This window comes from Haloferax marinum, assembly GCF_009674625.1.
In the GTDB taxonomy this organism is placed as follows: Archaea; Halobacteriota; Halobacteria; order Halobacteriales; family Haloferacaceae; genus Haloferax; species Haloferax marinum.
The window spans coordinates 1,771,341-1,796,870 of record NZ_WKJQ01000001.1; the positions used below are offsets into that span (position 1 = coordinate 1,771,341).

Sequence of the window (25,530 nt, forward strand, 5' to 3'; positions counted from 1 at the left end):
GCCGATGAGTTCGACCCCTCCAGGACCGAAGGGAATCCCCGTCTTCGGTGCCAGTCGGCAGTACGCCCGTGACCCGTTTAGCTTCCTGACGGCAGTCGCGGACGCCTACGGCGACGTGATTCACTTCGACCTCGGCCCGTTGGACACCTACATGCTGACGAACCCCGCAGACATCGAACGCGTCCTCGTGAGCGAGGCGTCGAAGTTCCGTAAGCCGCAGTTCCAAGACCAGGCTATCGGTGACTTGCTCGGTGAGGGACTGCTGATGAGCGAGGGTTCGACGTGGCAGAAACAGCGACAACTCGCCCAACCCGCCTTCGACGTGCGTCGCATCTCGACGATGGCGGGGATGATGACGAATCGAACAGAGACGATGCTCTCGGAGTGGCACGACGGCGACGTCGTCGACGTCCAACTGGAGATGACGCGGCTGACCGTCGAGATAATCGTCGACGCGATGTTCGGAGCGGAACTCGACGACGAACGCATCGGACTCATTCAGGAGAACCTCGAACCACTCGGGTCACGGTTCGAACCCGACCCGATTCGATTTCTCACGCCCGACTGGGTGCCGACGCGAGAGAACCGCGAGTACAAACAGTCGCTGTCGGTGCTCGAAGACCTCATCTGGGACATCGTCGAGGAACGCCGTGGGACCGAGTACGGACAGACACCGGCGTCCTCCGTGTCGGCCGCGGATTCTGTCGAGGAGAAACCGATGGACCTCCTCTCGATTCTCCTTCGTGCCTACGACGCGGGCGAACAGACCGACGAGAACCTCCGCGACGAACTGATGACGATGCTCCTCGCGGGCCACGACACGACGGCGCTGACACTCACCTATGCGTGGTATCTGCTGTCCCAACACCCCGAGGCCAAAGAGAGACTCCACCGTGAGTTGAACGACGTACTCGGTGGCCGAACGCCGACGGCCGAAGACGTCCGGCAGTTGGAGTACACCGAACGCGTGCTGAACGAGTCGATGCGCCTGTATCCGCCGGTGTACGTGATGTTCCGCGAACCCAAAGTCGACGTCCGTCTCGGGGGCTATCGCGTCCCGGAAGGGTCGGCTATCATGCTCCCCCAGTGGGTCGTCCACCGGTCGGAACGGTGGTGGGACAACCCGCTCGAGTTCGACCCCGACAGATGGAGTCCCGAGCGAATGGCCGACCGCCCGCGGTTCGCGTACTTCCCGTTCGGCGGCGGGCCTCGACACTGCATCGGAAAGCATCTCTCGTTGCTGGAAGGCCGCCTCATCCTCGGAACGGTGGCCCAACAGTACGAACTCGACTACGTCAGAGACGAACCGTTTTCGTTGCGCGGGTCGCTGACGATGCACCCGCGCGAACCGATGGAGATGCGACTCCGCGCTCGAGAGTAGCGACTGCCCGGCAGGGCCGACCGACAGTCTCGGTCAGGCGGGAAGCGAGATAGACGCCACAGACTCGCGGAAGTTCCCGTCGTAGAGGTCGACGTGCGAGACGGCCCACTCGACCGGTTCGACGTGCTGACTCGCCACTGCACGGGCGTCTGCGACCGACCCGCCGCGAGCGAGCGTGACGTGCGGTGCGTAGTCGTCGCCTTCGAGGTCGTCGATAGCACCGAACTCGTCGACGAGTCGCCAGTGTAACTCCTCGAGTCCAGGGCTCTCGACTTCGAGGTAGACGACCGGCGCAGACCCACGTGGTGGGCGTTCGAAGAAGTCGATGCCAGTGACACGGGCCTCGAACGCCGGCGCACCGCGGAGCGTCTGCCGAAGTTGCTCGCGGAGTCGGTCGAGGTCGGTCTCTTCGAATCGCTTGCAGACGAGCGTGTGCCGGTCGCGGACCCGGTCGAACGGGGCGAGATACGGAAACAGGTCGGACGCGAGACGGGCGACCCGCCCCGGTACCGGGACGTTCAGACTGTACACGCCCGTGACTCACGGGTGAGATACAAAGACGTGTCGCCGTCGGGCCGGGAGAAGAGCGCTGTCGAACCGAAAGCGGGGCGCAACCAGCACGACGGGCAGTCCAAACCAGAAGAGACCGGCGTCAGATACGGTCGAGTAACCAGAGGACGATGAGCGCGGCGACGACGAGACCCAGGAGTGGCCAGAACGGCCCCAAGAGCATCGTGAAGAGACCGAGAACCTCGCCGAGGATTTCGAGTACCAACCAGATGAGGACGAGGACCAACACCAGTTTCAGGAGGTCCTCGACTTCGATACCGCCACGGTTCAGTTTCATACCCAGCGGGTCAGGGAGTGTGAAGTAAATACTTGGTGGCCCGTGTGAGAGTGGTTGACTCGGTTGTTTTCGGCGTCTGTGGCCGGTTCGTCGTCGGTGTCGACCCCACAGCTGGCCGGGTAGGTTTATTCGTCCACGGTGTCACTCTCTTGCATGGACAGTGTGTTCTACCAACTCGGACGCCTCTCCCGACCAGACTCCGGAGCAGAGTCATCGGCGAAAGTCGGTGGGTCGTCGCGCGTCCCACGTTGGCTTGGTCCCCTCGCACTCGCCGTGGTGGTGTTCGGAATCGCCGTCGTCGTCTTCCCCGTCACGCCGCTGACGCTCGCCGGATACGTCCTCCTCGCACTCGCAATCGCGGCGGTGTACGACGCCGTCGAAATCGTGCAGGCGTACGAAAAACGGACGCTCTCGGTGTTCGGAGAGTACAAAGGTATCCTCGAACCCGGCATCAACTTCATCCCGCCGTTCGTCTCGAAGACCTACCGCTTCGATATGCGGACGCAGACGCTCGACGTGCCCTCACAGGAAGCAATCACCGAAGACAACTCGCCGGTGACCGCCGACGCCGTCGTCTACATCCGTGTGATGGACCCCGAGCGCGCCTTCCTCGAAGTCGACAACTACCGACGGGCCGTCTCGCTGCTCGCCCAGACGACGCTCCGTGCCGCACTCGGTGACATGGAACTCGACGAGACGCTCGCACGACGTGACCACATCAACGCGCGCATCCGAGAGGAACTCGACGAACCGACCGACGAGTGGGGCGTCCGCGTCGAATCCGTCGAAGTCCGCGAGGTGAAACCCTCTGCAGACGTCGAAAACGCGATGGAACAACAGACCTCCGCCGAGCGCCGTCGCCGCGCCATGATTCTCGAAGCGCAGGGTGAACGCCGCTCTGCGGTCGAGAAGGCAGAAGGTGACAAGCAGTCGAACATCATCAGCGCACAAGGGAAGAAAGAGGCCGCGATCCTCCGTGCACAGGGTGACGCGATTTCGACGGTCCTCCGTGCGCGGGCCGCCGAGTCGATGGGCGAACGTGCCATCATCGACAAGGGCATGGAGACGCTCGAGCGCATCGGCACGTCGCCATCGACTACGTACGTCTTGCCGCAGGAACTCACCTCACTGCTCGGACGATACGGGAAGGGCTTGACCGACTCAGACGTCCAGACGGCCACGAGTCTCGACAGTCTGGAGTTCGACGAAGAGACGCGCGAACTCCTCGGCCTCGACAACATCGAGGGGATACTCGGAGAGATAGACGCCGAACTCGACGAACTCGACACCGAGTTCAACGAGGTAGATACCGACGCAATCGATATCGAAATCGAAGACGGCGGCGTCGAGATGGAATCACAGAAATAGTCGGGACAGTCCGAAGAGTGCGGAAACTCGACTCCCCTCCGACCGGGAGTTTCTCCGCGCCGTCGTGGGAGTCGAGCATCGCCTGGTCAGCGGGTCCAGCGGCGTCGTCTTTCTCTGTTTGGACAGTCCGGGCGCGGCAAGACGCCGGGCAGTTCCCGCGCGCACGGCCGCTTCGAAGGTGTCGGCCTCGAGTGCGGTGATTCCCCAAGTGGTCACCGGTCAGGTTCCAGCGGACGAGTTCGACACCGTCTGGCGGCCACGACTCCGGTTCCACCAGTTTCCTTCCCACTCCGGAGATTCGACCGGGCAGGGTGGGTTCGTTCCCCCTCCGAGTCGACCAGCATCGTCGTTCCCCATCACGTCTGCGATATTCGCAGACGAATGAACGTCCAACTCGTGAACGCTTAATGGCGTGAGACGGTTCTCAACCGACGAGAGTGTGTGGCATTGGCACGGTATACACTCGTGGAGAGAACGAAACGAAAACCGCGACTGCCGGCCGCTACTCGTCTGCAGCGCGAACCGTCAGAACGGGGACCGACGACTGTCTGACGACGCGTTCGGTGACGCTTCCGATGAGGTAGTGGTCGAGACCGGTTCGGCCGTGGGTCGCCATCACGACGACGTCGATGTCGGCGTCGTTCGCGTGTTCGGTGATGACCGAATCCGGAACGCCTTCTTCGACGATTCGCTCCGTGGCGACGTCGTCCGGCAGGGCCTCGATAGCGACGTCGACTGCGTGCTCGGCGCGTTCGAGTTCGGACTCCTCCCAGACGTCGGGTGCGATGCCGGCAGAGGGCGTCTCGAACCGGTTGCGCGAGTCAGCGACCGAGAGGACGTGGACCGTCGCACCGTACGTCTGTGCGAGCGTCGTCACGTGTTCGATGGTCGCTTCGGTTGCGTCGCTGCCGTCGGTCGGTAACAGGATGTTGTCGTACATGGGTTGGGTGAAGAACGGGTGTGTTGTGAGGTGAGCGGTGCGTGAGAGCGTCGGTTAGATTCCGGCGGCCATCAGGAACAGCGCGACAGAGATGACCGCGAAGAGTCCACCGACGAAGGTCTTGATAGTTTCAGTCTCCAGTGCGTTGGACACGTACGGCGCGATTTGGCCGCCGAGAACCGTCGCGGGGACGGTGAAGACGACCATGTTCCACGGCGTCGACGCCAGACTCAGCGTGTGACCGCCGACGAGGCCGCCACCGAAGACGTGGACGAGCGACGCGAGGATGGCGGTGAGTGCGACGACGATGTGGTTCGTGCCGATGGCGACGCGGACGGGGACTTTCGTGCTGAGCATCGAGATGATGCCGAGTTCGCCGACACCGAAGCCAGCGAGTCCCTGGAACGTCCCGCCGATGCTGTAGTTGGCGAAGCGCCGGAGGTAGCCACCGCGCGTGTACGTGTAGTCGTCACCCTCACGGTCGACACGGGTGACGATGCCGTCGTCGTCGGTGCGGACGCCTGCCGGGCCGAGTTTGCCGGGGTCGTTCGGGAGACTCGACGTGACGGTTCCGCCGTCGGTCGCAGCAGCGTGTCCGGAATCCGAACTTCCTGGCTCGTCGTGGGCGAGGTCGGCCTTGAACAGCAGGTACGACGCCGCCAAGAGCGCGAGGCCGAGCAGCGCGTGGAAGACGACTTCCGGGATGACGAACGACAGCAGTGCGCCGCCGACGACGAACGGAATCGACCCGGCGACGAGGCTCAGCGCCAGTCGCCGGTCGACGAGACCGTACTGGATGAACGCCACGGCCGAACTGGACAGGCCGAACGCCTCGCTGATGAGGCCCACCTTCACGATGGTCGCGGGTTCGAGCGGGTGTGCGAACACCGGGAAGATGAAGATGAGGAACGGGACGAACAGTGCCGACCCGCTGATTCCGACCGTGTTCACAGTGGTCGCACCGAGGACGAACACCGGGAACAACCACCAGTAGTTGAGCCAGTAGTCCATGCCGGCGTCGGTGGGCGTCGGCGCCACGGTGAAGACGGCGGCGATGAACAGCACGGGTGCGGTGAACACGAGGATGTGTTGATACTTCAGGAACGACTTCTGGACGTGACTGAGAGACTGAGAGCTCATTGTTCTCGTTGTTTTCAGTACGTAGTGACGTGCGCGTTCACTCCGTGGGAGTGACGCGACCAAAACAGGTTGTCTGCCGAAACGTCAGCGGATTCGCACCGCGTGCAAAGTTCATCCACCGCAGACGGTGTGACCGTCCCACACACCGGCGTCGCCGGCCGCGGGTGGTCACCCGACGAGTCGAACGACTGGGACTCGACTGACGAAGGCATCTAAGTGATACCCCCGTTCGGGAAAGCGTGGTGAACTGTGTGTCCTGCAGACTCGTCCGCAGAGATGCGGGTCACGGTGAAACGGGCATAGCGAGGATGGGGTAATAAGTCTTAATCACTGTCTATATTTTGGGTACTGACCACACACCGACGGGTGTCGAAGAAGCGGAAACATGTGTCTCAACCCCTAGTCTGTACTCACACAGAGGGGTCGAGCACACGTTGAATGAGTGCCCGTTCGTTCTGATACGAAAGCTGGTCGAGGGTTTCGGCGGGGGTGACCCACTCCCGCGCGTCCACCTCGGTGTCGGGGTCGAACGGGTGTGCTTCGACGAGTCGCATGTGCCAGACGAACACTGCTTTCGGGCCACTCGCAGTGTCTTCGTCGGCGTCGACGTGGTAGTCGTACCGCCCGGCGAAGCGCCCACATTCGACCGAGCAGCGAGTCTCTTCTTGGACTTCTCGAATGGCAGTCTCGACCAGCGTCTCGCCCTGTTCGACCTTTCCTTTGGGGAGTGACCAGTCGTCGTAGCGAGGGCGGTGAACGAGACAGAGTCGCCCGTCGTCGCGGCGGAGGAGGCCGCCAGCAGCGAACGTGCGTGTGCTATCTTGGGCGGGCACGTCAGAACTCGTCCGGCGGGGCGAGACTGTCGTCGTCTTCGTCCGGGACTTCGGGTTCGATACCGTCGTCGAGGTGGTCGACGTCGTACTCGCGGCGGAGTTTCTGGATTCGGTCTCGGATGTCGGCCGCGAGTTCGAACTCGAGGTTATCTGCCGCCTCTTGCATCCGGTCCTGCAAGAAGAGAATCTGTTCGGCCGCCTCGTCGGCGTCCGCAGGTGCGTCGCCCGAGACGCCTCGCGTGTCGGTCTTGCTGCCGGGGAGGTTGGTCTCGCCAACTTCCTTCTCGATGGTCTTCGGCGTGTGGCCGTGTGCTTCGTTGAACTCCCGTTGGATGCGACGACGGCGTTGTGTCTCCGAAATCGCGGCCTCCATCGCGTCGGTCCGGTCGTCTGCGTAGAGGACGACTTCGCCGTTGACGTTGCGGGCGGCACGACCCATCGTCTGGACGAGCGTCGTCTCAGAGCGCAAGAACCCTTGCTGGTCGGCGTCGAGGATGGCGACGAGCGACACTTCTGGGATGTCGAGTCCCTCTCGAAGGAGGTTGATGCCGACGAGGACGTCGATGTCGCCGAGACGAAGCGACCGAATGAGTTCGTGGCGTTCGAGCGTGTCCGTCTCGTCGTGCATGTAGGCCACGTCCACACCCGCTTCTTCGAGGTACTCGGTCAGGTCTTCTGCCATCCGTTTCGTGAGTGTGGTCACGAGGACGCGTTCCTCGCGGTCGATTCGGTCGTCGATGCGGGCCATCAGGTCGTCTATCTGTCCCGACGCCTCCGCGACGTCGACCTTCGGGTCGACGAGGTGGGTCGGCCGAACGATTTGCTCGACGATTTGCTCGGAGTGTTCGCGTTCGTAGTCGCCGGGCGTCGCGGAGACGAAGAGCAGTTTCCCGGTCTTCTCTTCGAACTCCTCGAACGTCAGCGGGCGGTTGTCGTAGGCCGTCGGGAGGCGGAACCCGTTTTCGACGAGTGAATCTTTCCGGGATTTGTCGCCGGCGTACTGCCCCTTTATCTGCGGGAGCGTGACGTGCGATTCGTCCACGACGGTGAGGAAGTCGTCTGGGAAGTAGTCGAGTAACGTGTAGGGGGCGTCGCCGGGTTCGCGGTCCGAGAGGTGGACCGAGTAGTTCTCGATACCGGAGCAGTGGCCCGTCTCGCGCATCATCTCGATGTCGAAGGTGGTTCGTTCTTCGATACGCTGGGCCGCGACGAGGTCGCCCTGTCGCTGGAAGTAGTTGACCCGGTCTTCCATCAGTTCCTCGATTTCGGAGATTGCCTGTTCGAGTTGTTCTTCGGGAATCGAGTAGTGTTCTGCCGGGTGGACCAAGACGGCGGGTTCGGAGGATTTGACGTCGCCGTCGAGTGGGTCGAGTTTCAGCATCCGGTCGATTTCGTCGCCCCAGAACTCGATGCGGACGGCGTAGCGGCCGTACATCGGAAACACTTCGACGGTGTCGCCGCGGACCCGGAACGTGCCGTGGTGGAAGTCCACGTCGTTGCGTTCGTAGTTCAGGTCGACGAGTTGGCGCAGTAGTTCGTCGCGGTCGAGTTCGTCACCGACTTCGAGACGCAGGGACATGTCGGTGTAGTTCTTCGGGTCACCGAGGCCGTAGATGGCCGAGACAGACGCCACGACGATGACGTCGTCGCGGGTGAGAAGCGACCGGGTCGCCGAGTGGCGGAGTCGGTCTATCTCCTCGTTGATGGACATGTCCTTGTCGATGTAGGTGTCCGTTTGTTCGATGTAAGCCTCAGGTTGATAATAATCATAATATGACACAAAATATTCTACTGCGTTGTCAGGAAAGAGATTCTTGAACTCCTCGTACAACTGGGCGGCGAGCGTCTTGTTGTGTGCGAGGACGAGCGTCGGTTTCTGAATCTCTTCGACGACCCACGAGACGGTGTTGGTTTTGCCGGAACCGGTGACGCCCAGAAGCGTCTGGATATCCGCACCATCGCCGTACGCACTGGCCAACGCTTCGATAGCTTCGGGTTGGTCTCCCGCCGGTTCGAAGGGGGCATCGACGCGGAATTCGCGTTCTGCCTCTGGTCTGTCGGCAGACAGGGGACCGGACTCGCTCATTGCACCTCGCTTGGGTTTCAGCGTACTTGAGCGAGGCGGTGCTTTCCGTCGTGAGAATGGTTTTCCGGCGAGACGCTGTATGAGACAGCATGACACGAACGGAACTGCAGAACGCGAGCAAACTACTCGAAGAGGCCGCCGAAGCGACCGACGGAGAAGTTCGAGAACGCCTCTCCAACCAGTCCGACCAGTTGGCGAAACTCGCCGACCGAACGCAGGGACCGGACCACGGACGACTCGCCCGCCACATGACGGTCCTCCACGAACTCGCAGAGAGCCTCGACGGCGACGTGGCCGAGAAAGTCCGCGAGGCCCGACAGCAGGTGCTCGAATACAGAAAGACCGTTCCTGGCGTCTGACGCACGGCAGACAGACCCCTTCGTTTCCACTGGAACGTGAAGGGTTGACAAGCACGGAAAATGGTGGATTTGGCTTAAGCGACCCTTCGCTTAAGTTGTCTCAGCTTGGTGCGTCTTAAGCGACCCTGATAGAATTATTGAGCAGTCTTAAGCGACCCCGGCAGAACGAAATACAGCGACGGACCCCTCTTTTAAGCCATTGTAGGCAGTCATGTCAAATTGCCGTGTCAATTAGAGCACAATATTGCGATGACAGATGGCCGGCAGTGTATACGATGAGCAGATTGTCTATCTACCCCGATATAACCACTCCAGGGTTAATCGGGCTTGGAGGCGTTGCTTCCCTCCACTACGGAAACCGCTACGGGCTCTTAGTTGTTGCACTGGCGCTCGGTACGTTTCTAATGTGGAAGCGAATGACTGCTGAGTAACCTACTCGACTCGGCAGCCCACCATCTCACGGTGGGTTTTGTTGAAAGTGTATACGATGCGCAGTGCCTACCTACTCGTTAGCTGCTCAACCCCGGGTGAACCGTGGTTGCTCCAGTTGCAGCCTTCTGAGGCACATATTGCATTTAGTTGTCGACTGTGCTAACCACCTGCCGACACATGTACCTCATACAGGCCGGACAAAAAGTCTTGTTGTCCATCTGTCTCGTTGTCCATCTGTCTAACAGTCATTTCAAGGTGTGAATCGGCAATCATCGCTATTAGAAACTAGTAGCTATCAATTTCTCTCCGCCCGCTGCAGTGACCCAACCGACACGACAAGCACACTGTACCGCGACCGAGGCCGAAGGCCGAGAGTCGCGGCCTTTTTTCCTCCACCGTGAGACGCACAGCGTCTCACGAGCCTTCGTTCGCTGACGCTCACGAAGACAGGTTTTTGCACCGAGAGGGTCGCCGGAGGCGACCCCGAGGTGTAAAAAAGTGGCTTAGCAAACGTTCTTCGGCTTGATTCCCATCCCCTCCAACGTCTCCACGTATTCGTCGTAGGCCGCTTCGACAACCGCGTCGGCGGCGTCGCGGGCGGCGTCTTCGTCGCCTGCGAGTTCGTCGACGGCGTCTTCGAGCGTGTCGAGTTGTGCTTGCAGATCCGTCTTGAGCGTCCGGAACGTGTTGGCGGCCTTCGGGTCGGCGTCGCCGATGAAGAAGCCGACCATCTGTTCGACCGCTTTGAGTGAGACGAGCGCACGCGCGAGCGCGCCACCGAGTCGTTCGTCAGTCGTCTCGAACTCGTCGAGGACGGCGTAGATAGCCGGTGCGTCGGCGTCGGTGTCGGCGTCGGCAGCGACAGTCTCGGCGTGTTCGCGGGCGGTATCAGCGAGGTCCGAAAAGAGGTCGGCCGCGTCGTCGTTCGACTCGGTGGCGACCCACGAGTCGAAGAGGTCGGTTGCGGCGGCAGCCTCTGCCGCGGCGGCGGACCGAACTGCGTCGCCGTTCATATCGCCGCCGGTGACGGCGAACAGGGCCTTCGAAGACCCGAGTCGTGAGAGCGGTGTCTCGTGGTCGTCGCGGAGGGAATCGAGGAAGTCGGACATGTGGGTGTGTAGGGTCGAATCGGGTTTGTAGCCATCGGCGGCGGCGAGTTCGGGTGGGAGTCTACGACGCTGGCGACTCGATTCTCTGGTCGGACACACCTGCCGCTATCGGTAGTTGCGTCTTCCCGAGTAGCGCACTAAAAGAACCGAAAGCGAGACTCGATTACTTCCCTTTCTCGACGGGCGCGCCCACGAGGTTGCCCCACTCGGTCCACGACCCGTCGTAGTTGGCGACGTTGTCGTAGCCGAGCAGTTCGTGCAGGGCGAACCACGCGATAGACGAGCGCTCGCCGATGCGGCAGTAGGCGATGGTGGACTCGTCGCCTTCGATGCCCTCGGTGGCGTAGAGGTCACGGAGTTCGTCGGCGGACTTGAACGTGCCGTCGTCGGTGACCGTCGCGGCCCACGAGATGTTGCTGGCACCGGGGACGTGGCCACCGCGCTGGGCGGTCTCTTGGAGTCCCGGCGGAGCGAGAATCTCGCCAGTGAACTCTTCGGGCGAGCGGACGTCGACGAGCGGCAGGCCCTTGTCGACCGCCTTCTGGACGTCGTCGCGGTAGGCGCGAATCTCCTCGTAGGGGCCTCGCGCCGTGTACTCGGTGTCGGGGTAAGACGGTACTTCGTCGGTAGTCGGGTAGTCGTTGTCCACCCAGTAGTCGCGGCCACCGTTCATCAGGCGGACGTCCTCGTGGCCGTAGTACTTGAACTGCCAGTAGGTGTAGGCGGCGAACCAGTTCGAGTTGTCACCGTAGAGGACGACAGTCGAGTCCTCGGAGATGCCGTGCGACCCGAGGAGGTCCTCGAAGTCCTCTTTCGTCAGGACGTCGCGCGTCGTCTGGTCCTGCAGTTGGGACTCCCAGTTGAACCCGATGGCACCGGGAGCGTGGCTTTCGTCGTACGCCTCGGTGTCGACGTCGACTTCGACGAGTCGATACGCCGGGTCGTCGCTCTGGAACTCGTCTAAGTGGGACTCCACCCAGTCCGCAGAGACGAGTACGTCCTTCGCGTAATCGGAGCTTGACATTGCATCGAGGAGTACGCCCGCGATGGGGATAACTCTCTCAGCGACGGCATGTACGGCCTGTCCTCGGGTGATGGAGTAAATATTGCCTCGATACTGCGGGGTGGTCGCTCGATTTCACGCTGCAACTCGACTGATATCCCCGTCTCTCGGCCGGAGAATGGTCGTTGCGGTAAGAAGTTCCGGTATTTCGGACACGTGGCGAGGGGTGCATCGAGCCACGAACCTAAACCCGCCGGCACGGAACGTACGAGTATGGTAGACGTGGTCTCTGCGGCGTGGGTGTCAGAACGACTCGGTGACGTTCGCGTCGTCGACGTGCGCGACGAGTGGGAGTTCGACGGTATCGGACATCTCCCGACTGCCGCGTCGGTCCCGTTCGACGAGTTTCGAAGCACCGAGGGAGACGTAGGGATGCTCCCCGGCCGGGACGCGTGGGCCGAGTTGCTGTCGGACGCGGGTATCACGGCCGACGACGATGTCGTCGCCTACGACGACACCCACGGCGTCTTCGCGGCCCGGTTCCTCGTGACGGCACTGCTGTACGGTCACGACCCGGCGAAACTCCACCTCCTCGATGGCGACTTCAGTTCGTGGAACCGCGAGTACGAGACGACGACCGACGCGAGTGAACTGCCCGACGTGACCTACGAGGTGACGACGGCCGAGGAGACGCCACTGGTCGGTTTCGAGGCGGTCGAAGCGGCGCTGGACGACCCCGAGGCAGTCATCGTCGATACGCGCGACCCCGAGGAGTTCGACGAGGGGCATCTCCCCGGCGCGGTCAACCTCGACTGGCGCGAGCTCGTCGACGACGAAACACGCGGCCTGAAACCCCGCGACGAACTCGAATCGGTCCTCGAATCAGTGGAAATCACACCCGACCACCGAATCGTCCTCTACTGTAACACCGCCCGCCGAATCAGTCACACGTACGTCGTGCTCTCGCACCTCGGCTACGACGGCGTGGAGTTCTACGAAGGAAGCCTCACGGAGTGGGAAGCACGAGACGGTGCTATCGTCAGGGAGTAGCAGCGTTTGTACCCGTACGGTGTCGGGGCGAGCGAGTCTGTCCGGCGAGTTCAGTGGCTATTCAGCTACCGGCGAGTTCAGTGACTATTCAGATACCGGTGAGTCCGACGTGTCGGGTGTTGGGTCGTCGTCTTCGACGTGTAGTTCGTCACCCAAGAGCGCCACAGACTCGACGAGTAAGGCGACGACGAGTGGCCCAGCGATGATGCCGACGGGACCGAGGCTGAGCAGTCCGCCGACGAACCCAACGAAGTAGAGACTTCCGGGTAGGTGTGCCGTCTCTCGGGCGAGGCGCGGACGAATGAGGATGTCCGGAAGCCACGCGATGGCGAACCCACCGACGACGACGATGAGTACGGCAGCCACGAACTGGCCGACTGCGGCCTGATACAGTGCTAGCGCGGCGAGGAGGAAACTCGGGCCCACGATGGGGATAAACTGGAGGATAGCGGCCACAGTCGCGAGCGTGATGGCGTACTCGTATCCGAGTGCCGAGAACACCACGAACGCGATGAAGAACGTGCCGACCGCAGTGGCCGCCTGCAAGACGTAGATGGCGAACAACGTCTCGCGTGCCCGTGATTCGAGGGCTCTGACGGCGTCGTGGTACTCCGTCGGGACCAGTGCGAGGAGCGTTCGGCCGGCCGAACCACCACCGAGGACCAGCGAGAACACCAGAAAGCTGAACAACGTGAGTTTGATGAAGACGACGGGTGCGGTCGTCGCCACCGACCGACCAATCGACCGAATCAGCGAGAAGATAACTGCGAGCACCTCGGCGAGCGTCACTTCGTAGAACATGCCGAGGAGTTCGAACGAGACTGCGTCGGGGATGAGTGACGCGAGTGCCAGCAGGTCGTTCAAGCGGAGAAAGAAGATGACGAAGAGCGGTGCGAGCACGACGAAGACGCCGACTGCGGCGACGACTGTCGTGGCAGCACTCGCCATCCACCGTGACACACCGCGTACTTCGAGACGCCGTCTGAGCGGAACGAGCAAGTACGCGACGGTGATAGCGAAGAACACCGTTCCCAGAACGTCCACGAGGATGACCGCCGCGAGGAGCGCGAACAGCGCCAGAACCCCGCCGAGAACGTACGGGCGCGAACCTTTCATCTGCGTGAATTCTCTCGCAGAGTGCAAAATCGTTCCGCCGACGAGAGCGGAGGAGACCGGTTTCGACGTCGAACACCGGGAGGGTACACACCACCGCGATTAAATACCACCGAGTACAACAACCGAGTAATGAAACGTCGAACGTATCTGAAGGCGGCCGGCGCGAGTGGAGTTGCCGCACTCCTCGCGGGGTGTACCGGAACGACGGGCGACGAGACGACGACGACGACCGAGTCGACGGGTGGGGCGGAGACGACGACCACACAGGGAACGACCACTGGCGGCGACGAGCAGACACTCACCGTCGGAACCTACGGGTCGTTCGTCGACGCACCGAGTTCGAGTCCCGGCGTCTGGTTGAAAGACCAGTTCGAGTCCGAGTTCGACGCGACGCTGGAGTGGCAGACCCCAGACGCGGGCGTGAACCACTACATCGAACGCGCACTACGCGGTGTCGAGTCGGGCGCAGACCTCTACGTCGGACTCGACGCGCAGATGCTCGTCCGCATCGACGACAAACTCGACGACCCACTGTTCGCACCGGCAGAGGACCTCTCGCGGCGCGGTGACGTGAACGAGCAGTTAGAGTTCGACCCACAGGGCCGTGCGATTCCCTACGACACGGGTTACATCTCGCTCGTCTACGACGAGACGCAGGGTGAGGGTGAGAAGTTCGTCGCGCCGGAGACGTTCGATGGCTTGCTCGACCCCGAATACTCGGGCGCACTGCTCGCACAGAACCCCACGTCGTCGGCGACGGGCCAAGCGTTCTTGCTCCACACCATCGACGCGAAGGGCGAAGACGGCTATCTCGACTACTGGGCACAGTTGAAGGAGAACGACGTGCGCGTCCTCGGCAACTGGGCGGACTCGTACACGGCGTACTCCAACGGCGAAGCGCCGATGGTCGTCTCGTACTCGACCGACCAGGTCTACGCCAAGGAGTCCGGTGCCGACATGGCCAAACACCAGATTCGCTTCCTGAACGACCAAGGCTACGCTAACCCCGAGGGGATGGCGACGTTCGCCGACGCGGCCGAACCCGGCCTCGCATCGGCGTTCATGGACTTCGTCCTCCGACCCGAGGTGCAAGCCGAAATCGCCGTGCGCAACGTTCAGTTCCCGGCGACGACGACGGCAGAGCTCCCCGAAGAGTTCGCCAAATACGCGCAGGAACCCCCGGAAGCCGTCACCTTCTCGTACGACCGTCTCAAGGACAACTTGAGTGACTGGACCGACGCGTGGGCCCGCGAGTTCGCCAGCAAGTAACCACGCGGGAACCGAGTTCCACCACGCTCAGTTCTGGCAGTACACGTCGGGTGAGATTCTGTGAGTACCATCGAGACACTCTCTGAAGCGACCAAGGGGCCAGTTCGGTCGGCCTTCCACGCCCTCGAACAGCGACTGCTTTCGGTCGTTGCGGTACTCACCGCCGTCGTCCTCGTCGTCCTCTTTTACTACCCCGTCGCCACCGTCTTCGCAGACGCAGTTCTCGAAGACGGCGCGTTCACCCTCGAACCGCTCACGGCGATTCTGACGAGCGAGTTCTATCTCGTCGATATCATCTGGTTCACGGCGAAACAGGCGTTCTACTCGACGCTGGCCAGTCTCGCACTCGGTCTCCCCGCGGCGTGGTTGTTCGCCCGCTTCGAGTTCCCCGGCCGCGAGACGCTTCGTTCCCTCACCATCCTCCCGTTCGTCATGCCCTCTATCATGGTCGCTATCGGGTTCGTGGCGACGTTCGGGCGCAACGGCACGCTCAACCGTGCGCTCTCTGTCGTCGGCCTGCCGCCGGTCGAGTTGCTGTTCACGCTCGAAGCCATCGTCATCGCCCACGCCTTCTACAACGCCCCCCTCGTCGCTCGCGTGGTGACCGCCGCGTGGGAGAGCGTCGACGCACGCGCCGTCGAGACTGCTCGCTCACTCGGGGCGAATCCGCGGCGAGCGTTTCGTGACGTGGTCCTCCCGCAACTCCTCCCCGCAATCGGTATCGGTGCGACGCTGACGTTCATCTTCACCTTCGCGTCGTTCCCCATCGTCCTCGCGCTCGGCGGGTTCCAACTGGCGACCATCGAGGTGTTCGTCTTCGCCAAAGTGCGTGACCTCGCGTACGCCGAGGCCGCGAGTCTCGCCGTCGTCGAGACGGTCATCTCGCTCGGTCTGACGGTGGTGTACCTCAGCTACGAGGCGAATCAGCGTGCCGCCGGTGGGTCCGCGAACCCACTCCCGAGACAGACGGTCATCCCGACTCGGTGGACGCCGAAAGCGACGCTCCGGACCGTCGGCATCGCCGCGTACGCGCTCGTGGTCGGCCTCGTGTTCGTCGTCCCCATCGCGAGTATGATTCTGGCGAGCGTCACCGGCGCTGACGGTGGCCTCACACTGGAGCACTACGCCTTCCTCGCGGAGCGACAGGCGACCGGTGCGACGTTCCAAGTCAAACCGCTCCCTGCAATCGGGAACTCGCTTCTCTTCGCCGCCGGGACGCTCCTCGTCGCCGTCCCGATGGGCGTGACGATGGCCGTGCTGACGACCAGACGCTACCGAGGTCGGACCCTCATCGACGCGCTGGCGATGGCCCCCTTCGCCGTCTCGGGAATCGTCGTCGGCCTCGGCCTCCTGCGCGGACTCGTCTTCGGCGTCGACGTCTTCGGCACGACGATTCGTGTGACCGGCGCACTCGCCATCGTGGCCGCCCACTCGGTCAGTGCGTACCCGTTCGTCACGCGAAACGTCGCACCACTGTTCTCTCGTCTCGACGACCGACTCGTCGAATCGGCGCGGAGTCTCGGTGCGACCCGAACCCGTGCCCTCCTCGACGTCGAACTCCCACTCGTCTGGACGGGCGTCGTCGCGGGTGCCGCCTTCGCTGTCGCTATCAGTATCGGCGAGTTCGACTCCACGATTATCCTCGCAGAAGGCGCAGGGCGGTACACGATGCCCGTCGCCGTCGAGCGACTACTGGGTCGCAGACTCGGCCCCGCGACGGCGATGGGGTGTGTCCTCCTCGCCGTCACGTCTGTCAGTTTCTTCGTTGTGGACCGGTTCGGTGGGAGGTGGGGCGAGTTATGAGCGACCGACAAGAACAGGAATCGCGTCCAACCAGTGGTACGGAGAGTTATACTCATCGCACGAAGACTGAAAGACGTGAACCCGGAGGGAGCCCCGTGAAACTCGAACTCGACGGCGTGTCGAAACGCTACGGCACGGCGACGGCACTCGACTCGGTGTCGCTGTCGGTCGAAGAAGGCGAGTTCTTCACGCTCGTCGGCCCCTCCGGGTGTGGGAAGACGACGACACTCCGCTGTATCGCAGGATTCGAGTCACCGACCGACGGAACGGTCCGGTTCGACGGTGAGTCGATGGACGGGGTTCCACCCGAAGCGAGGGGGGTCGGCGTCGTATTCCAGAACTATGCGCTGTTCCCGCACATGACCGTCGGCGAGAACGTCGCCTACGGCCTCCGATTCGCCGACCCACCGGGTGACGTCTCCCGAGACGAACGTGTCACAGAACTCCTCGAACTCGTGGACCTCGCCGGATTCGAAGACCGAGAACCCGACTCGCTCTCGGGTGGCCAACAACAGCGTGTCGCCCTCGCCCGTGCGCTCGCACCGGGGCCTGACCTCCTCCTCCTCGACGAACCGATGTCGGCGCTTGACGCTCGCCTGCGAGAGCGTCTCCGACGGCAAGTCAAACGCATCCAGTCCGAACTCGGCGTCACGACGGTGTACGTCACTCACGACCAGTCCGAAGCACTCGCCGTCTCCGACCGCGTGGCCGTCCTCAACCGTGGTCGCGTCGAGCAGGTCGGGACGCCCCGCGAGGTGTACCACCGACCGAAGACAAGATTCGTCGCGGAGTTCGTCGGCGAGAACAACGTCCTCGACGGTGTCGTCACACGCAGTCTGACGGGCCGACGAGGGCAACTCGCCGATGTCGTCGAGTCTCGACTGGAAACAGAGGGGGTCGAGGTCGGAGTCGGCGACCAGACGTTCGTCCTCGACGGCGTCGATGGCGACGTTGGCGAGGCGATAACGTTCTGCGTTCGGCCCGAGGACCTGCACCTCGACGCAGGGGAAAACCGGATTCGCGGCACCGTCGTCGAGACCGAGTTCCAGGGTTCAGCCACGCGAATCAGATTCGACTGGCAGGGAATCGAACTGACCGTGGTCGTCGCTGACGACGGGAACGAGACGGTCGAACTCGGGTCAGAACTCGACGTCGGATTCGACGCCGATGCAGCGCACGTCGTCGAGTAACTGCAGGGTTGCAGGCACGTTCACGCCGGAGAATCGGTGCTGACGAGATAGACGCCGACGGCGAGGACGACTCCACCGACGACGAATCCAACGTCCACCTGTTCTCCGAGAAACGCCACACCGAGGAGCGTGCCAACGACCGGTTGTGCGAAGAAGAAGACGGCGACGTGGCTCGCGTCAGTGTACTCCATTCCCTTGTACCAGAAGTACCACGCCGCCGCCGTACTGGCTACTCCGAGGTACAACACCGCGCCGACGACGGCCGGTGTGAGGTCGACCGCCAGGAGCGAGACGTCGCGAGTGGCGAGTTCGAATGGGACGAACAACCCGAACAGCGGCACCGAGAGAATCGTCGCGTACGTGACGGCTTCGAGCGCAGAGTAGCGTCGGATGACGGGTTTTCCGTAGACGGTGAAGCCAGCGAAGAAGAACGACGAGAGGACGAGCAGTGCGACGCCGACCGGGTCGATGTTCGTCGCGATACCGTCGAGACCTCGTCCGGCGAGGACGCCGAGTGTTCCGAAAACGGCGAGGGTACTGCCCACGAGCGAACGCCGACTCAGTCGTTCACCGAGGACGGCGACGCCGAGTGCGAGGATGAACACGGGGGTCAAGACGGTGAGAACAGAGCCTTGACTGGCGTTCGTGAGGTCTGTCCCGACGAACTGCGTCGTGAGCGCGGCCGTCAACCAGACTGCGAGACCACCGAACCGTCGCCACTCCTCCCGGTCGAACGCCCGCCGAGGTGTCGTCGCGGCGACGACGACGCCGAGTGCCGCCGCACCCAGAACGATTCGCAGGAATGCGAGCGTGAGCGGCGGAATCGCGTCGAACCCCCACTTACTCACGACGTACATCCCACCCCAGAGCGCCGACGCGAGGAGCGGAGCGAAGCCAAAGAGGGAGGTCCGGTTCATCGGGAGAGAGAGCGACGGTTCAGGGTGCGACGCCGACGGTGAGGAGCGTTCCGAAGGTCCGATAGCGGTCGACCATATCTTCGCGCGTCTCCCAGCCGTCGGTCGGGAACTCGGCTGCCGGCGGAATCTCGATGTCCATGTCGGCGATGGAGTCCTGTTCGGCGACGTAGAGCCCGGCGTCGCGGAACGCTTCGCGGTACTCCGCGTGCGACCAGCGCGTCATCTCGATAGAGATGTTGTCCTGCCACTCGTGGGAGTGGATATTCTCCTCGTAGTAGTTGACTGCACAGTAGAACGTGCCGCCGGGTTTGAGGATGCGAGCGACTTCTTCGAGCGTGTGGTGCGGGTCGGGTGCGTAGTAGAACGCCTCCATCGACCAGACGTGGTCGACGCTGTCGTCGGCAAAGGGTAGGTCGTCGAAGTCGCCGACGAGGTACGAGATGTCGTCGGTATCGGTGTACTCACGGGCGTTCTCGACCATCTGGGGTGCCCCGTCGAGGCCGAACCCGCGGCCGATTCCTTTCGTGTCGTAGAGGGCGCGGAGCGCGTAGCCACTGCCGGTTCCAAGGTCGACGACGGTGTCACCTTCTTCTATCGGCATGCGTGCGAGTGCGTGCTTCGCGGTGTGCCAGTGTCGGTCCTCCATGCCCTTGTCGCGGCCGTCGGCCGCCCAGGCGTCGAACTCGTCGCGGACTCTCATACCTCCTCCTCACCGGCCGGGGACAAAATCAGTTCGAAGCACAGTCGCACCGCGGCGGTCAAAACAGGCGCGTCACTTAATGGTAGCCACCCCGACGAGCGGTGTATGGTCGGAGTTCGCCGCCGATTCGCGCTCGCTGACACGGCACAACAGATCGTCGGAGGGTTTCTGTTAGCCGGTCCGTTCGTCGTCACCGAGGAGGTGTGGGTCCTCGCCCGAAGTATGTCGGTCCTACAGGGCCTGCTCACACTCGTTATCGTCCTCACAGTCGGCTACGGCACGCTCTACAAGGCTGACAACCGCGACCCCGACAAGGAGAAAGAAGTCGGCGGCGTCCCCATCCGATTCATCTCGCTCATCAGCGTGGCGTACCTCTCGGTGTTCATCCTCGCACTCGCCTTCGACGCGCCGGGGACGTTCCTCTCCGACGTGTCGGGCGTCGTCGTCGAGGCGTTCGGCGTCGAACTCGACCTCGCGGTCCTCGGGATTACGCTCAAAGCGACGAGCGTCGGTGCGGTGTTCAGCGTCATCGGTGCCGCGACGGCCGACTCGCTGTTTTGACCCCACGTCGCCTCGGGATTTCGACGCGTCGAGGGGTGAATTGACATGAAGCATTAAGTCCGCAGAGTATCTGCTTTCAGTATGGATTACGAGCTCGCCATCGAAGAGACGCCCGAGACGATTCCGGGCGGGACAGGTATCTTGCTTCTTCATCCGAGCATCGGCGAGACCGACCGCATAGACACGGACTTCTTCAAGGTCGACACCGACCACTTCCTCGTCATCTCGACGCGGACCACCGCCCGTGAGGTCGAACAGAAGTTAGAGTACTACGAAGTAGACGAGTCGCGTGCGACTATCCTCGACACGCTCTCTATCGAACGTGGCTACTCCCGACGGAGCGCGGACAACATCTACTACGTCGCCTCCCCCGACAACCTCGACGGCATCGTCGAGAAGACGCGAGAGTTCCTCGAACGACACGACGGGAAACTCCGACTCAGCGTCGATTCGGTGACCGAGATGGCGTACTACGCCGACGAAGACCGTGCCTACGAAGCGACGAAACAGATTCTGGAGTTGCTCGAAGAGTACGACGCAGTCGGGTTGTTCCACCTCTCGAAAGAAGTCCACGACCAGGAGACGCTCGACCGCTTCCGTGAACTGTTCGACGGTATCGTGGACCTGAACGAAGACGGGAGCGTCACGACCGAGTTCTAAGACGGCCGTATTCAGTCGTCTCGCAGTTCGGTCAACTGTTCGAACGTCTTCTGCGCCCACCGAACTGCGTAGGGTGCACCGTGGTCGAGGTAGGCCGCCGTGTCGAGTGCCGCGAAGGGGGCGGGGAGCTCTCGGCCGTGTTTGATGGCCGAGCACGCGAACTCCGTCGCCTCGGCGAACGAGAGTCGGCCGGTGGCCACGAGTCGAGGAAGGTCGGCGAGTCTGTCGTCGAGTCGCTCGCCCGCGTCGACCCACGCGTCGTAGAGTCTGTCGTGTCGTCCGTCCCACGAGGCGAACTCCTCGCGTGTGTGGAGACCGACCCACGCGTCGAAGAGCGCGGCAGCGACCTGATACACTTCGTTCGGGCCGAGCGGTATCGACTCTGCGAGTTCGCGGTACTGCGCACCGAAGAAGGGCAAGAACTGCTCGGGAACGTCGTCGGCCCCCGCCTGGACCAGCGCCTCGGCGATGAGGAAGTCCAGGAAGTCTTCGGGCGTCCCTTTCGCCCGATACTTGACGAGGACGACCGGTGGCGTCGTCTGGTCGGTCCACGTGACCGTCCCGTGTTCGGGCATCCCGATGGTGAAATCCGACGACGCGTACAGACGGAGCGCCTGTGGCGCGTCGTCTGGTAGCCACTCTTGGGGGAACGCCGCCGGCGAGAGCGATTCGACCACGAGGCCAAGGTTCTCGGCGGCTTCCGGGGGTATCGTGTCGAAATCCCCGGCGACGTCTAAGACGAGCGCGCCCGGTGCGTACTCGTCGCGAACCGATTCGAGGTCCGGCGGCAGCGTGCGTTGGTCGAACATCTCGTCAGGCGAGGCTCATGCCGATGAGGACGACGGCCAGCAGGGCCGACACACCGATGGTCCCGAGCACGATTTTCGTCGCTTGGCTCATACTGGCACGATTACTGCCCCGCCGCTTAAACCCTTACAGTCTGTCGTCGGGCAAATCTCCACTCGAAACGAAGGGGTTTGAAGACAGTCACCACGGTCGCCACTCACATGTTTCGGAGCGCTAACAAAAGCGTTCGACGGAGACGACTCCTCAGGGAATCAGTTGCTCGCCGTCGTCGTCGATGATGCGAATCGCCTCGACGGGACAGACGCGGGCGGCGAACTTCGCGTCGAACTCGTCTTCTTCGGGGATTTCGAGGACGAACGTTCCGTCGTCGGTCTCCTCTGCGCCGTCGAGGTCGGCTTTTCCGTCGTCGAGGTTCTTCTGGAACGCCTCCCACTCGTCGACACACTGGAAGATTCCGATACAGGTGTCGCGGTCGTACTCGACTCTCATGTCGGGACCTTCCGCTGGGGCATACATAGCCCTGCCGACGTGTCACGGAGTTCTCGGCGGGCGGCAAGCCTGTGTCTGGCGACTGTCGATAGTTCGAGACCCGCGCAGGCAGTTTTCCCTCGTTCGAGCGAGAGTCAGAATCACGTCGCAACGAAGTCCAGCAGGTCGACCGCGAGCGAGGGACGGAACGCGAACAAGAGGCCACCTCCCACGAAGAGAACGCCGAAGAGTGGAGACCAGTCGAAAGATAAAACGCCGACAACGACCAGGCCGGCCCCGAACAGGCGAACGAACAGTTCGATTATCTTGATAGTCTTCTCACGTATCATGTGCAAAGTCGTTCCGGGCCGTCGACAAATACCTTCGGAACAGATACTCGCTCCGTGTGACGACTCCCGACCCACCGTCCCGACCCGATGGCTTAAACCGAAAGACGGTCCAAGAGAGACGCAATGCGAACAGCGGACCTGACGGGCCTGCCGACGGGGATTCCCGAGGCCCTCCACGACGAGGGTATCGAGGAACTCTACCCACCGCAGGCCGAGGCCGTCGAGGCCGGCTTGACCGACGGCGAGAGCCTCGTCGCCGCCGTCCCGACGGCGAGTGGAAAGACACTCATCGCGGAACTCGCGATGCTGTCGAGCGTCGCACGCGGCGGGAAGGCACTCTACATCGTCCCGCTCAGAGCGCTCGCCTCGGAGAAGAAAGCCGAGTTCGAGCGCTGGGAAGAGTACGGCATCGACGTGGGCGTCTCCACGGGGAACTACGAATCCACCGGTGAGTGGCTCTCGTCGCGCGATATCATCGTCGCAACCTCCGAGAAAGTGGACTCGCTCGTCCGCAACAACGCGGCGTGGATGGACCAGTTGACCTGCGTCGTCTCCGACGAAGTCCACCTCGTCGACGACAGAAACCGTGGGCCGACGCTCGAAGTGACGCTGGCGAAACTCCGGCGACTCAACCCGAATCTGCAGACTGTCGCGCTGTCGGCCACCGTCGGCAACGCGGACGTCGTCGCCGACTGGTTGGACGCCAAACTCGTCCAGTCCGACTGGCGACCCATCGACCTGAAGATGGGCGTCCACTACGGCAACGCCATCAGTTTCGACGACGGAAGCCAACGAGAGGTGCCCGTCGGACGCGGCGAGCGACAGACGCCGGCACTCGTCGCCGACGCCCTCGACGGCGACGACGACGACGACCAAGGGTCGTCACTCGTGTTCGTCAACTCGCGGCGAAACGCCGAGTCTGCCGCCCGGCGGATGGCCGACGTGACAGAACAGTACATCACGGGCGACGAACGCGGTGAACTCGCGGAACTGGCCGCCGAGATACGCGACATCTCCGACACCGAAACGTCGGAGGACTTGGCGAAAGTGGTCGCCAAGGGCGCAGCGTTCCACCACGCCGGCCTCGCCTCGGAACACCGAACACTCGTCGAGGACGCCTTCCGCGACAGACTCATCAAGTGTATCTGCGCGACGCCGACGCTCGCCGCCGGGGTCAACACACCGAGTCGCCGCGTCGTCGTCCGCGACTGGCAGCGCTACGACGGTGACTACGGCGGCATGAAGCCGCTCGACGTCCTCGAAATCCACCAGATGATGGGCCGTGCCGGACGCCCGGGACTCGACCCTTACGGCGAAGCGGTCCTCCTCGCCAAAGACGCCGACTCACGCGACGAACTGTTCGAGCGATACATCTGGGCCGACGCAGAGGACGTGCACTCTAAACTCGCGGCCGAACCCGCCCTTCGGACCCACTTGCTGGCGACCATCGCCTCTGGATTCGCCCACACTCGCGAAGGACTGCTCGAATTCCTCGACCAGACGCTCTACGCCGCCCAGACCGACGACCCAGAACGATTAGGACAGGTGACAGACCGCGTCCTCGACTACCTCGAAATCAACGGATTCGTGGAATTCGAGGGAGACAGCATCCAGGCGACGCCGGTCGGGCACACCGTCTCGCGCCTCTACCTCGACCCGATGAGCGCGGCCGAAATCATCGACGGACTCGAGTGGTCGGCCAAACATCGAACCGAGAAACTCCGCGCGCTGGCGGGCGAGACGGACGAAGAGTCAGCGTCTGAACGCGAAGCAGAACCGGAGCCCGACCCAACCGCTGGCTTCCAAAAGGCCAGCGAGATGGTCAGCGACGATGGCGACGGCGACGGCAGCGACGATGGCGACGACGAACTCGAGTTCGAGACGGACATCACCTATCCGACGCCGCTCGGTCTCTACCACCTCGTCTGCCGGACGCCGGACATGTACCAACTCTACCTCAAGTCCGGTGACCGCGAGACGTACACCGAACTGTGTTACGAGCGCGAACCCGAGTTCCTCGGGCGCGTCCCCTCGGAGTACGAAGACGTCGCCTTCGAAGACTGGCTCTCGGCGCTCAAGACGGCGCGACTCCTCGAAGACTGGGTCGGCGAAGTCGACGAAGACAGAATCACGGAGCGCTACGGCGTCGGTCCGGGCGACATCCGCGGCAAAGTCGAGACGGCGGAGTGGCTCCTCGGCGCGGCAGAACGCCTCGCTAGCGAACTGGACCTCGAAGCAGTGTACGCGGTCCGCGAGGCGAAAAAGCGCGTCGAGTACGGCGTTCGCGAAGAGTTACTCGACCTCGCAGGCGTCCGCGGCGTCGGTCGAAAGCGTGCTCGGCGATTGTTCGAAGCAGGAATCGAGACCCGTGCAGACCTGCGCGAGGCGGACAAAGCAGTCGTCCTCAAGGCACTTCGTGGACGGCGAAAGACCGCCGAGAAGATTCTCGAGAAGGCAGGTCGGCAAGACTACTCGATGGAGAACGTCGACGAATCGGACGCACCGGACGACGCCGTCCCCGACGACGCGGGATTCGAGACGGCCAAAGAGCGCGCGAACCAGCAGGCGAGTCTGGGTGATTTCGAATGAGAGTGCTCGAAGCAGAAGCGACCGTTCCGGACCTCGATTCGTTCATCGCCACCGTCGGCGACGTCGCCGAGGAGACCGGTGCGACGATTCAGGCGTTCGACGCCCGGTTCGTCGTCGGCCGTAACCACCTCGAACGAGCGGTCGAACTCGCAGACCGAGCAATCGAACGCGGCAACGAAATCGCCCGCGACAGAGCTGTCGAGTTCATCCTCTACGCGAGCGGTCGGCGACAAATCAACCGAGCGTTCGAGATGGGCGTCTCGGAGGGGACGATTCCGGTCGTGATTATCGTCGACGGTGGCGACGAGAACACGGCAGAGGCCGCACTCTTCGACCGTCTGGACCTCGAACAGGCGACGACACTCGGCGAGTACGACGAGGAACTCGTCCGCGAGTTCTTCGACATCGGTGACGACGAGCTAGCCGCTGCCGACGGTGACCTCCCGGCGCTCGTCAAAGAACGAGTTGCACTTCTCACGGTGGACCGCTGAGGGAATTCAAAAGGTACATTATCCACAGAATCGACCACTGTCTTGCGGTTTTTCCACTCGA

27 protein-coding genes are annotated in these 25,530 nt (G+C 62.7%); 11 read left to right on the top strand and 16 right to left on the bottom strand.

What is annotated here, in order from left to right:
• Nucleotides 1–4 precede the first annotated feature (4 nt).
• A complete protein-coding gene (locus tag GJR99_RS09110; protein ID WP_151111389.1) occupies nucleotides 5–1,381 on the top strand; it encodes a cytochrome P450 in 1,377 nt (458 codons plus the stop codon).
• A gap of 33 nt (nucleotides 1,382–1,414) precedes the next feature.
• Here GJR99_RS09110 and GJR99_RS09115 read toward each other — a convergent pair whose 3' ends face one another.
• Both GJR99_RS09115 and GJR99_RS09120 read right to left on the bottom strand, forming a co-directional pair.
• Nucleotides 1,415–1,912 (bottom strand): 2'-5' RNA ligase family protein, encoded by a 498-nt coding sequence (locus tag GJR99_RS09115; RefSeq protein WP_151111391.1) that lies wholly within the window; start codon nucleotides 1,910–1,912, stop codon nucleotides 1,415–1,417.
• 121 nt (nucleotides 1,913–2,033) lie between these two features.
• The gene (locus GJR99_RS09120; RefSeq protein ID WP_151111393.1) at nucleotides 2,034–2,228 is read right to left on the bottom strand and encodes a DUF7554 family protein; all 195 of its coding nucleotides are present in this window, start codon (nucleotides 2,226–2,228) and stop codon (nucleotides 2,034–2,036) included.
• A 153-nt stretch (nucleotides 2,229–2,381) separates the two neighbouring features.
• Between GJR99_RS09120 and GJR99_RS09125 the strand changes: the two genes are divergently transcribed.
• Nucleotides 2,382–3,596, top strand: a complete 1,215-nt coding sequence (locus tag GJR99_RS09125; protein WP_151111395.1) for an SPFH domain-containing protein — start codon at nucleotides 2,382–2,384, stop codon at nucleotides 3,594–3,596.
• Nucleotides 3,597–3,815: 219 nt separating this feature from the next.
• On the opposite strand, the gene GJR99_RS09130 is transcribed toward GJR99_RS09125, so the two are convergent.
• The 5 genes from GJR99_RS09130 to uvrB form a co-directional block, all read right to left on the bottom strand.
• The gene (locus GJR99_RS09130) at nucleotides 3,816–3,953 is read right to left on the bottom strand and encodes a hypothetical protein (RefSeq protein WP_154325968.1); all 138 of its coding nucleotides are present in this window, start codon (nucleotides 3,951–3,953) and stop codon (nucleotides 3,816–3,818) included.
• A 145-nt stretch (nucleotides 3,954–4,098) separates the two neighbouring features.
• Nucleotides 4,099–4,536, bottom strand: coding sequence for a universal stress protein (locus tag GJR99_RS09135; RefSeq protein ID WP_151111397.1), 438 nt, complete (start codon nucleotides 4,534–4,536; stop codon nucleotides 4,099–4,101).
• Nucleotides 4,537–4,590: 54 nt separating this feature from the next.
• Nucleotides 4,591–5,676, bottom strand: coding sequence for a sulfite exporter TauE/SafE family protein (locus GJR99_RS09140; protein ID WP_151111399.1), 1,086 nt, complete (start codon nucleotides 5,674–5,676; stop codon nucleotides 4,591–4,593).
• Between the two features lie 410 nt (nucleotides 5,677–6,086).
• A complete protein-coding gene (locus GJR99_RS09145; RefSeq protein WP_151111403.1) occupies nucleotides 6,087–6,509 on the bottom strand; it encodes an NUDIX hydrolase in 423 nt (140 codons plus the stop codon).
• 1 nt (nucleotide 6,510) lies between these two features.
• A complete protein-coding gene (uvrB, locus tag GJR99_RS09150; RefSeq protein ID WP_151111405.1) occupies nucleotides 6,511–8,595 on the bottom strand; it encodes an excinuclease ABC subunit UvrB in 2,085 nt (694 codons plus the stop codon).
• 89 nt (nucleotides 8,596–8,684) lie between these two features.
• On the opposite strand from uvrB, the gene GJR99_RS09155 reads away from it, so the two are divergent.
• Nucleotides 8,685–8,954 (top strand): DUF7553 family protein, encoded by a 270-nt coding sequence (locus GJR99_RS09155; protein ID WP_151111407.1) that lies wholly within the window; start codon nucleotides 8,685–8,687, stop codon nucleotides 8,952–8,954.
• A gap of 935 nt (nucleotides 8,955–9,889) precedes the next feature.
• On the opposite strand, the gene GJR99_RS09160 is transcribed toward GJR99_RS09155, so the two are convergent.
• Together GJR99_RS09160 and GJR99_RS09165 are read right to left on the bottom strand one after the other, a co-directional pair.
• Entirely contained in the window at nucleotides 9,890–10,495 is a 606-nt protein-coding gene (locus tag GJR99_RS09160) for a transcription antitermination protein (protein WP_151111408.1), read from the bottom strand.
• A gap of 163 nt (nucleotides 10,496–10,658) precedes the next feature.
• Nucleotides 10,659–11,519 carry a sulfurtransferase gene (locus tag GJR99_RS09165; protein ID WP_151111410.1) on the bottom strand — a complete coding sequence of 287 codons (861 nt, stop codon included), beginning with the start codon at nucleotides 11,517–11,519 and terminating at the stop codon, nucleotides 10,659–10,661.
• Nucleotides 11,520–11,771: 252 nt separating this feature from the next.
• On the opposite strand from GJR99_RS09165, the gene GJR99_RS09170 reads away from it, so the two are divergent.
• Nucleotides 11,772–12,548 carry a sulfurtransferase gene (locus GJR99_RS09170; protein WP_151111412.1) on the top strand — a complete coding sequence of 259 codons (777 nt, stop codon included), beginning with the start codon at nucleotides 11,772–11,774 and terminating at the stop codon, nucleotides 12,546–12,548.
• Nucleotides 12,549–12,632: 84 nt separating this feature from the next.
• Here GJR99_RS09170 and GJR99_RS09175 read toward each other — a convergent pair whose 3' ends face one another.
• On the bottom strand, nucleotides 12,633–13,664 hold the full coding sequence (locus GJR99_RS09175; RefSeq protein WP_151111414.1) for an AI-2E family transporter: 1,032 nt from the start codon (nucleotides 13,662–13,664) through the stop codon (nucleotides 12,633–12,635).
• 129 nt (nucleotides 13,665–13,793) lie between these two features.
• Here GJR99_RS09175 and GJR99_RS09180 point away from each other — a divergent pair, with 129 nt between their 5' ends.
• The 3 genes from GJR99_RS09180 (at nucleotide 13,794) to GJR99_RS09190 (ending at nucleotide 17,926) form a co-directional block, all read left to right on the top strand.
• A complete protein-coding gene (locus GJR99_RS09180) occupies nucleotides 13,794–14,933 on the top strand; it encodes a thiamine ABC transporter substrate-binding protein (protein ID WP_151111416.1) in 1,140 nt (379 codons plus the stop codon).
• 69 nt (nucleotides 14,934–15,002) lie between these two features.
• Nucleotides 15,003–16,736: an ABC transporter permease gene (locus GJR99_RS09185; RefSeq protein ID WP_151113921.1), complete on the top strand. Its 1,734-nt coding sequence runs from the start codon at nucleotides 15,003–15,005 to the stop codon at nucleotides 16,734–16,736.
• Between the two features lie 95 nt (nucleotides 16,737–16,831).
• On the top strand, nucleotides 16,832–17,926 hold the full coding sequence (locus tag GJR99_RS09190; RefSeq protein WP_151111418.1) for an ABC transporter ATP-binding protein: 1,095 nt from the start codon (nucleotides 16,832–16,834) through the stop codon (nucleotides 17,924–17,926).
• 20 nt (nucleotides 17,927–17,946) lie between these two features.
• Here GJR99_RS09190 and GJR99_RS09195 read toward each other — a convergent pair whose 3' ends face one another.
• Nucleotides 17,947–18,843, bottom strand: a complete 897-nt coding sequence (locus tag GJR99_RS09195) for a DMT family transporter (protein WP_151111420.1) — start codon at nucleotides 18,841–18,843, stop codon at nucleotides 17,947–17,949.
• A 19-nt stretch (nucleotides 18,844–18,862) separates the two neighbouring features.
• Nucleotides 18,863–19,543: a class I SAM-dependent methyltransferase gene (locus GJR99_RS09200; RefSeq protein ID WP_151111422.1), complete on the bottom strand. Its 681-nt coding sequence runs from the start codon at nucleotides 19,541–19,543 to the stop codon at nucleotides 18,863–18,865.
• A 105-nt stretch (nucleotides 19,544–19,648) separates the two neighbouring features.
• Here GJR99_RS09200 and GJR99_RS09205 point away from each other — a divergent pair, with 105 nt between their 5' ends.
• Both GJR99_RS09205 and GJR99_RS09210 read left to right on the top strand, forming a co-directional pair.
• Nucleotides 19,649–20,104 (top strand): DUF2391 family protein, encoded by a 456-nt coding sequence (locus tag GJR99_RS09205; protein ID WP_151111424.1) that lies wholly within the window; start codon nucleotides 19,649–19,651, stop codon nucleotides 20,102–20,104.
• A gap of 81 nt (nucleotides 20,105–20,185) precedes the next feature.
• Nucleotides 20,186–20,764 carry a DUF7090 family protein gene (locus tag GJR99_RS09210; RefSeq protein ID WP_151111426.1) on the top strand — a complete coding sequence of 193 codons (579 nt, stop codon included), beginning with the start codon at nucleotides 20,186–20,188 and terminating at the stop codon, nucleotides 20,762–20,764.
• An 11-nt stretch (nucleotides 20,765–20,775) separates the two neighbouring features.
• Here GJR99_RS09210 and GJR99_RS09215 read toward each other — a convergent pair whose 3' ends face one another.
• The 4 genes from GJR99_RS09215 to GJR99_RS09225 all read right to left on the bottom strand — a co-directional run bounded on the left by GJR99_RS09215 (nucleotide 20,776) and on the right by GJR99_RS09225 (nucleotide 22,389).
• A complete protein-coding gene (locus GJR99_RS09215) occupies nucleotides 20,776–21,573 on the bottom strand; it encodes a DUF7089 family protein (protein ID WP_151111428.1) in 798 nt (265 codons plus the stop codon).
• Between the two features lie 4 nt (nucleotides 21,574–21,577).
• Entirely contained in the window at nucleotides 21,578–21,664 is an 87-nt protein-coding gene (locus GJR99_RS17970) for a hypothetical protein (protein WP_449405224.1), read from the bottom strand.
• A gap of 150 nt (nucleotides 21,665–21,814) precedes the next feature.
• Nucleotides 21,815–22,060 (bottom strand): ferredoxin, encoded by a 246-nt coding sequence (locus GJR99_RS09220; RefSeq protein ID WP_151111430.1) that lies wholly within the window; start codon nucleotides 22,058–22,060, stop codon nucleotides 21,815–21,817.
• 140 nt (nucleotides 22,061–22,200) lie between these two features.
• Nucleotides 22,201–22,389 carry a hypothetical protein gene (locus tag GJR99_RS09225; protein WP_151111432.1) on the bottom strand — a complete coding sequence of 63 codons (189 nt, stop codon included), beginning with the start codon at nucleotides 22,387–22,389 and terminating at the stop codon, nucleotides 22,201–22,203.
• A gap of 123 nt (nucleotides 22,390–22,512) precedes the next feature.
• On the opposite strand from GJR99_RS09225, the gene GJR99_RS09230 reads away from it, so the two are divergent.
• Together GJR99_RS09230 and cgi121 are read left to right on the top strand one after the other, a co-directional pair.
• Nucleotides 22,513–24,978 (top strand): ATP-dependent DNA helicase, encoded by a 2,466-nt coding sequence (locus GJR99_RS09230; RefSeq protein ID WP_151111434.1) that lies wholly within the window; start codon nucleotides 22,513–22,515, stop codon nucleotides 24,976–24,978.
• Nucleotides 24,975–25,469: a KEOPS complex subunit Cgi121 gene (gene cgi121 / locus GJR99_RS09235; RefSeq protein ID WP_151111436.1), complete on the top strand. Its 495-nt coding sequence runs from the start codon at nucleotides 24,975–24,977 to the stop codon at nucleotides 25,467–25,469. The genes GJR99_RS09230 and cgi121 overlap by 4 nt, the downstream gene beginning before the upstream one ends.
• Nucleotides 25,470–25,530 lie beyond the last annotated feature (61 nt).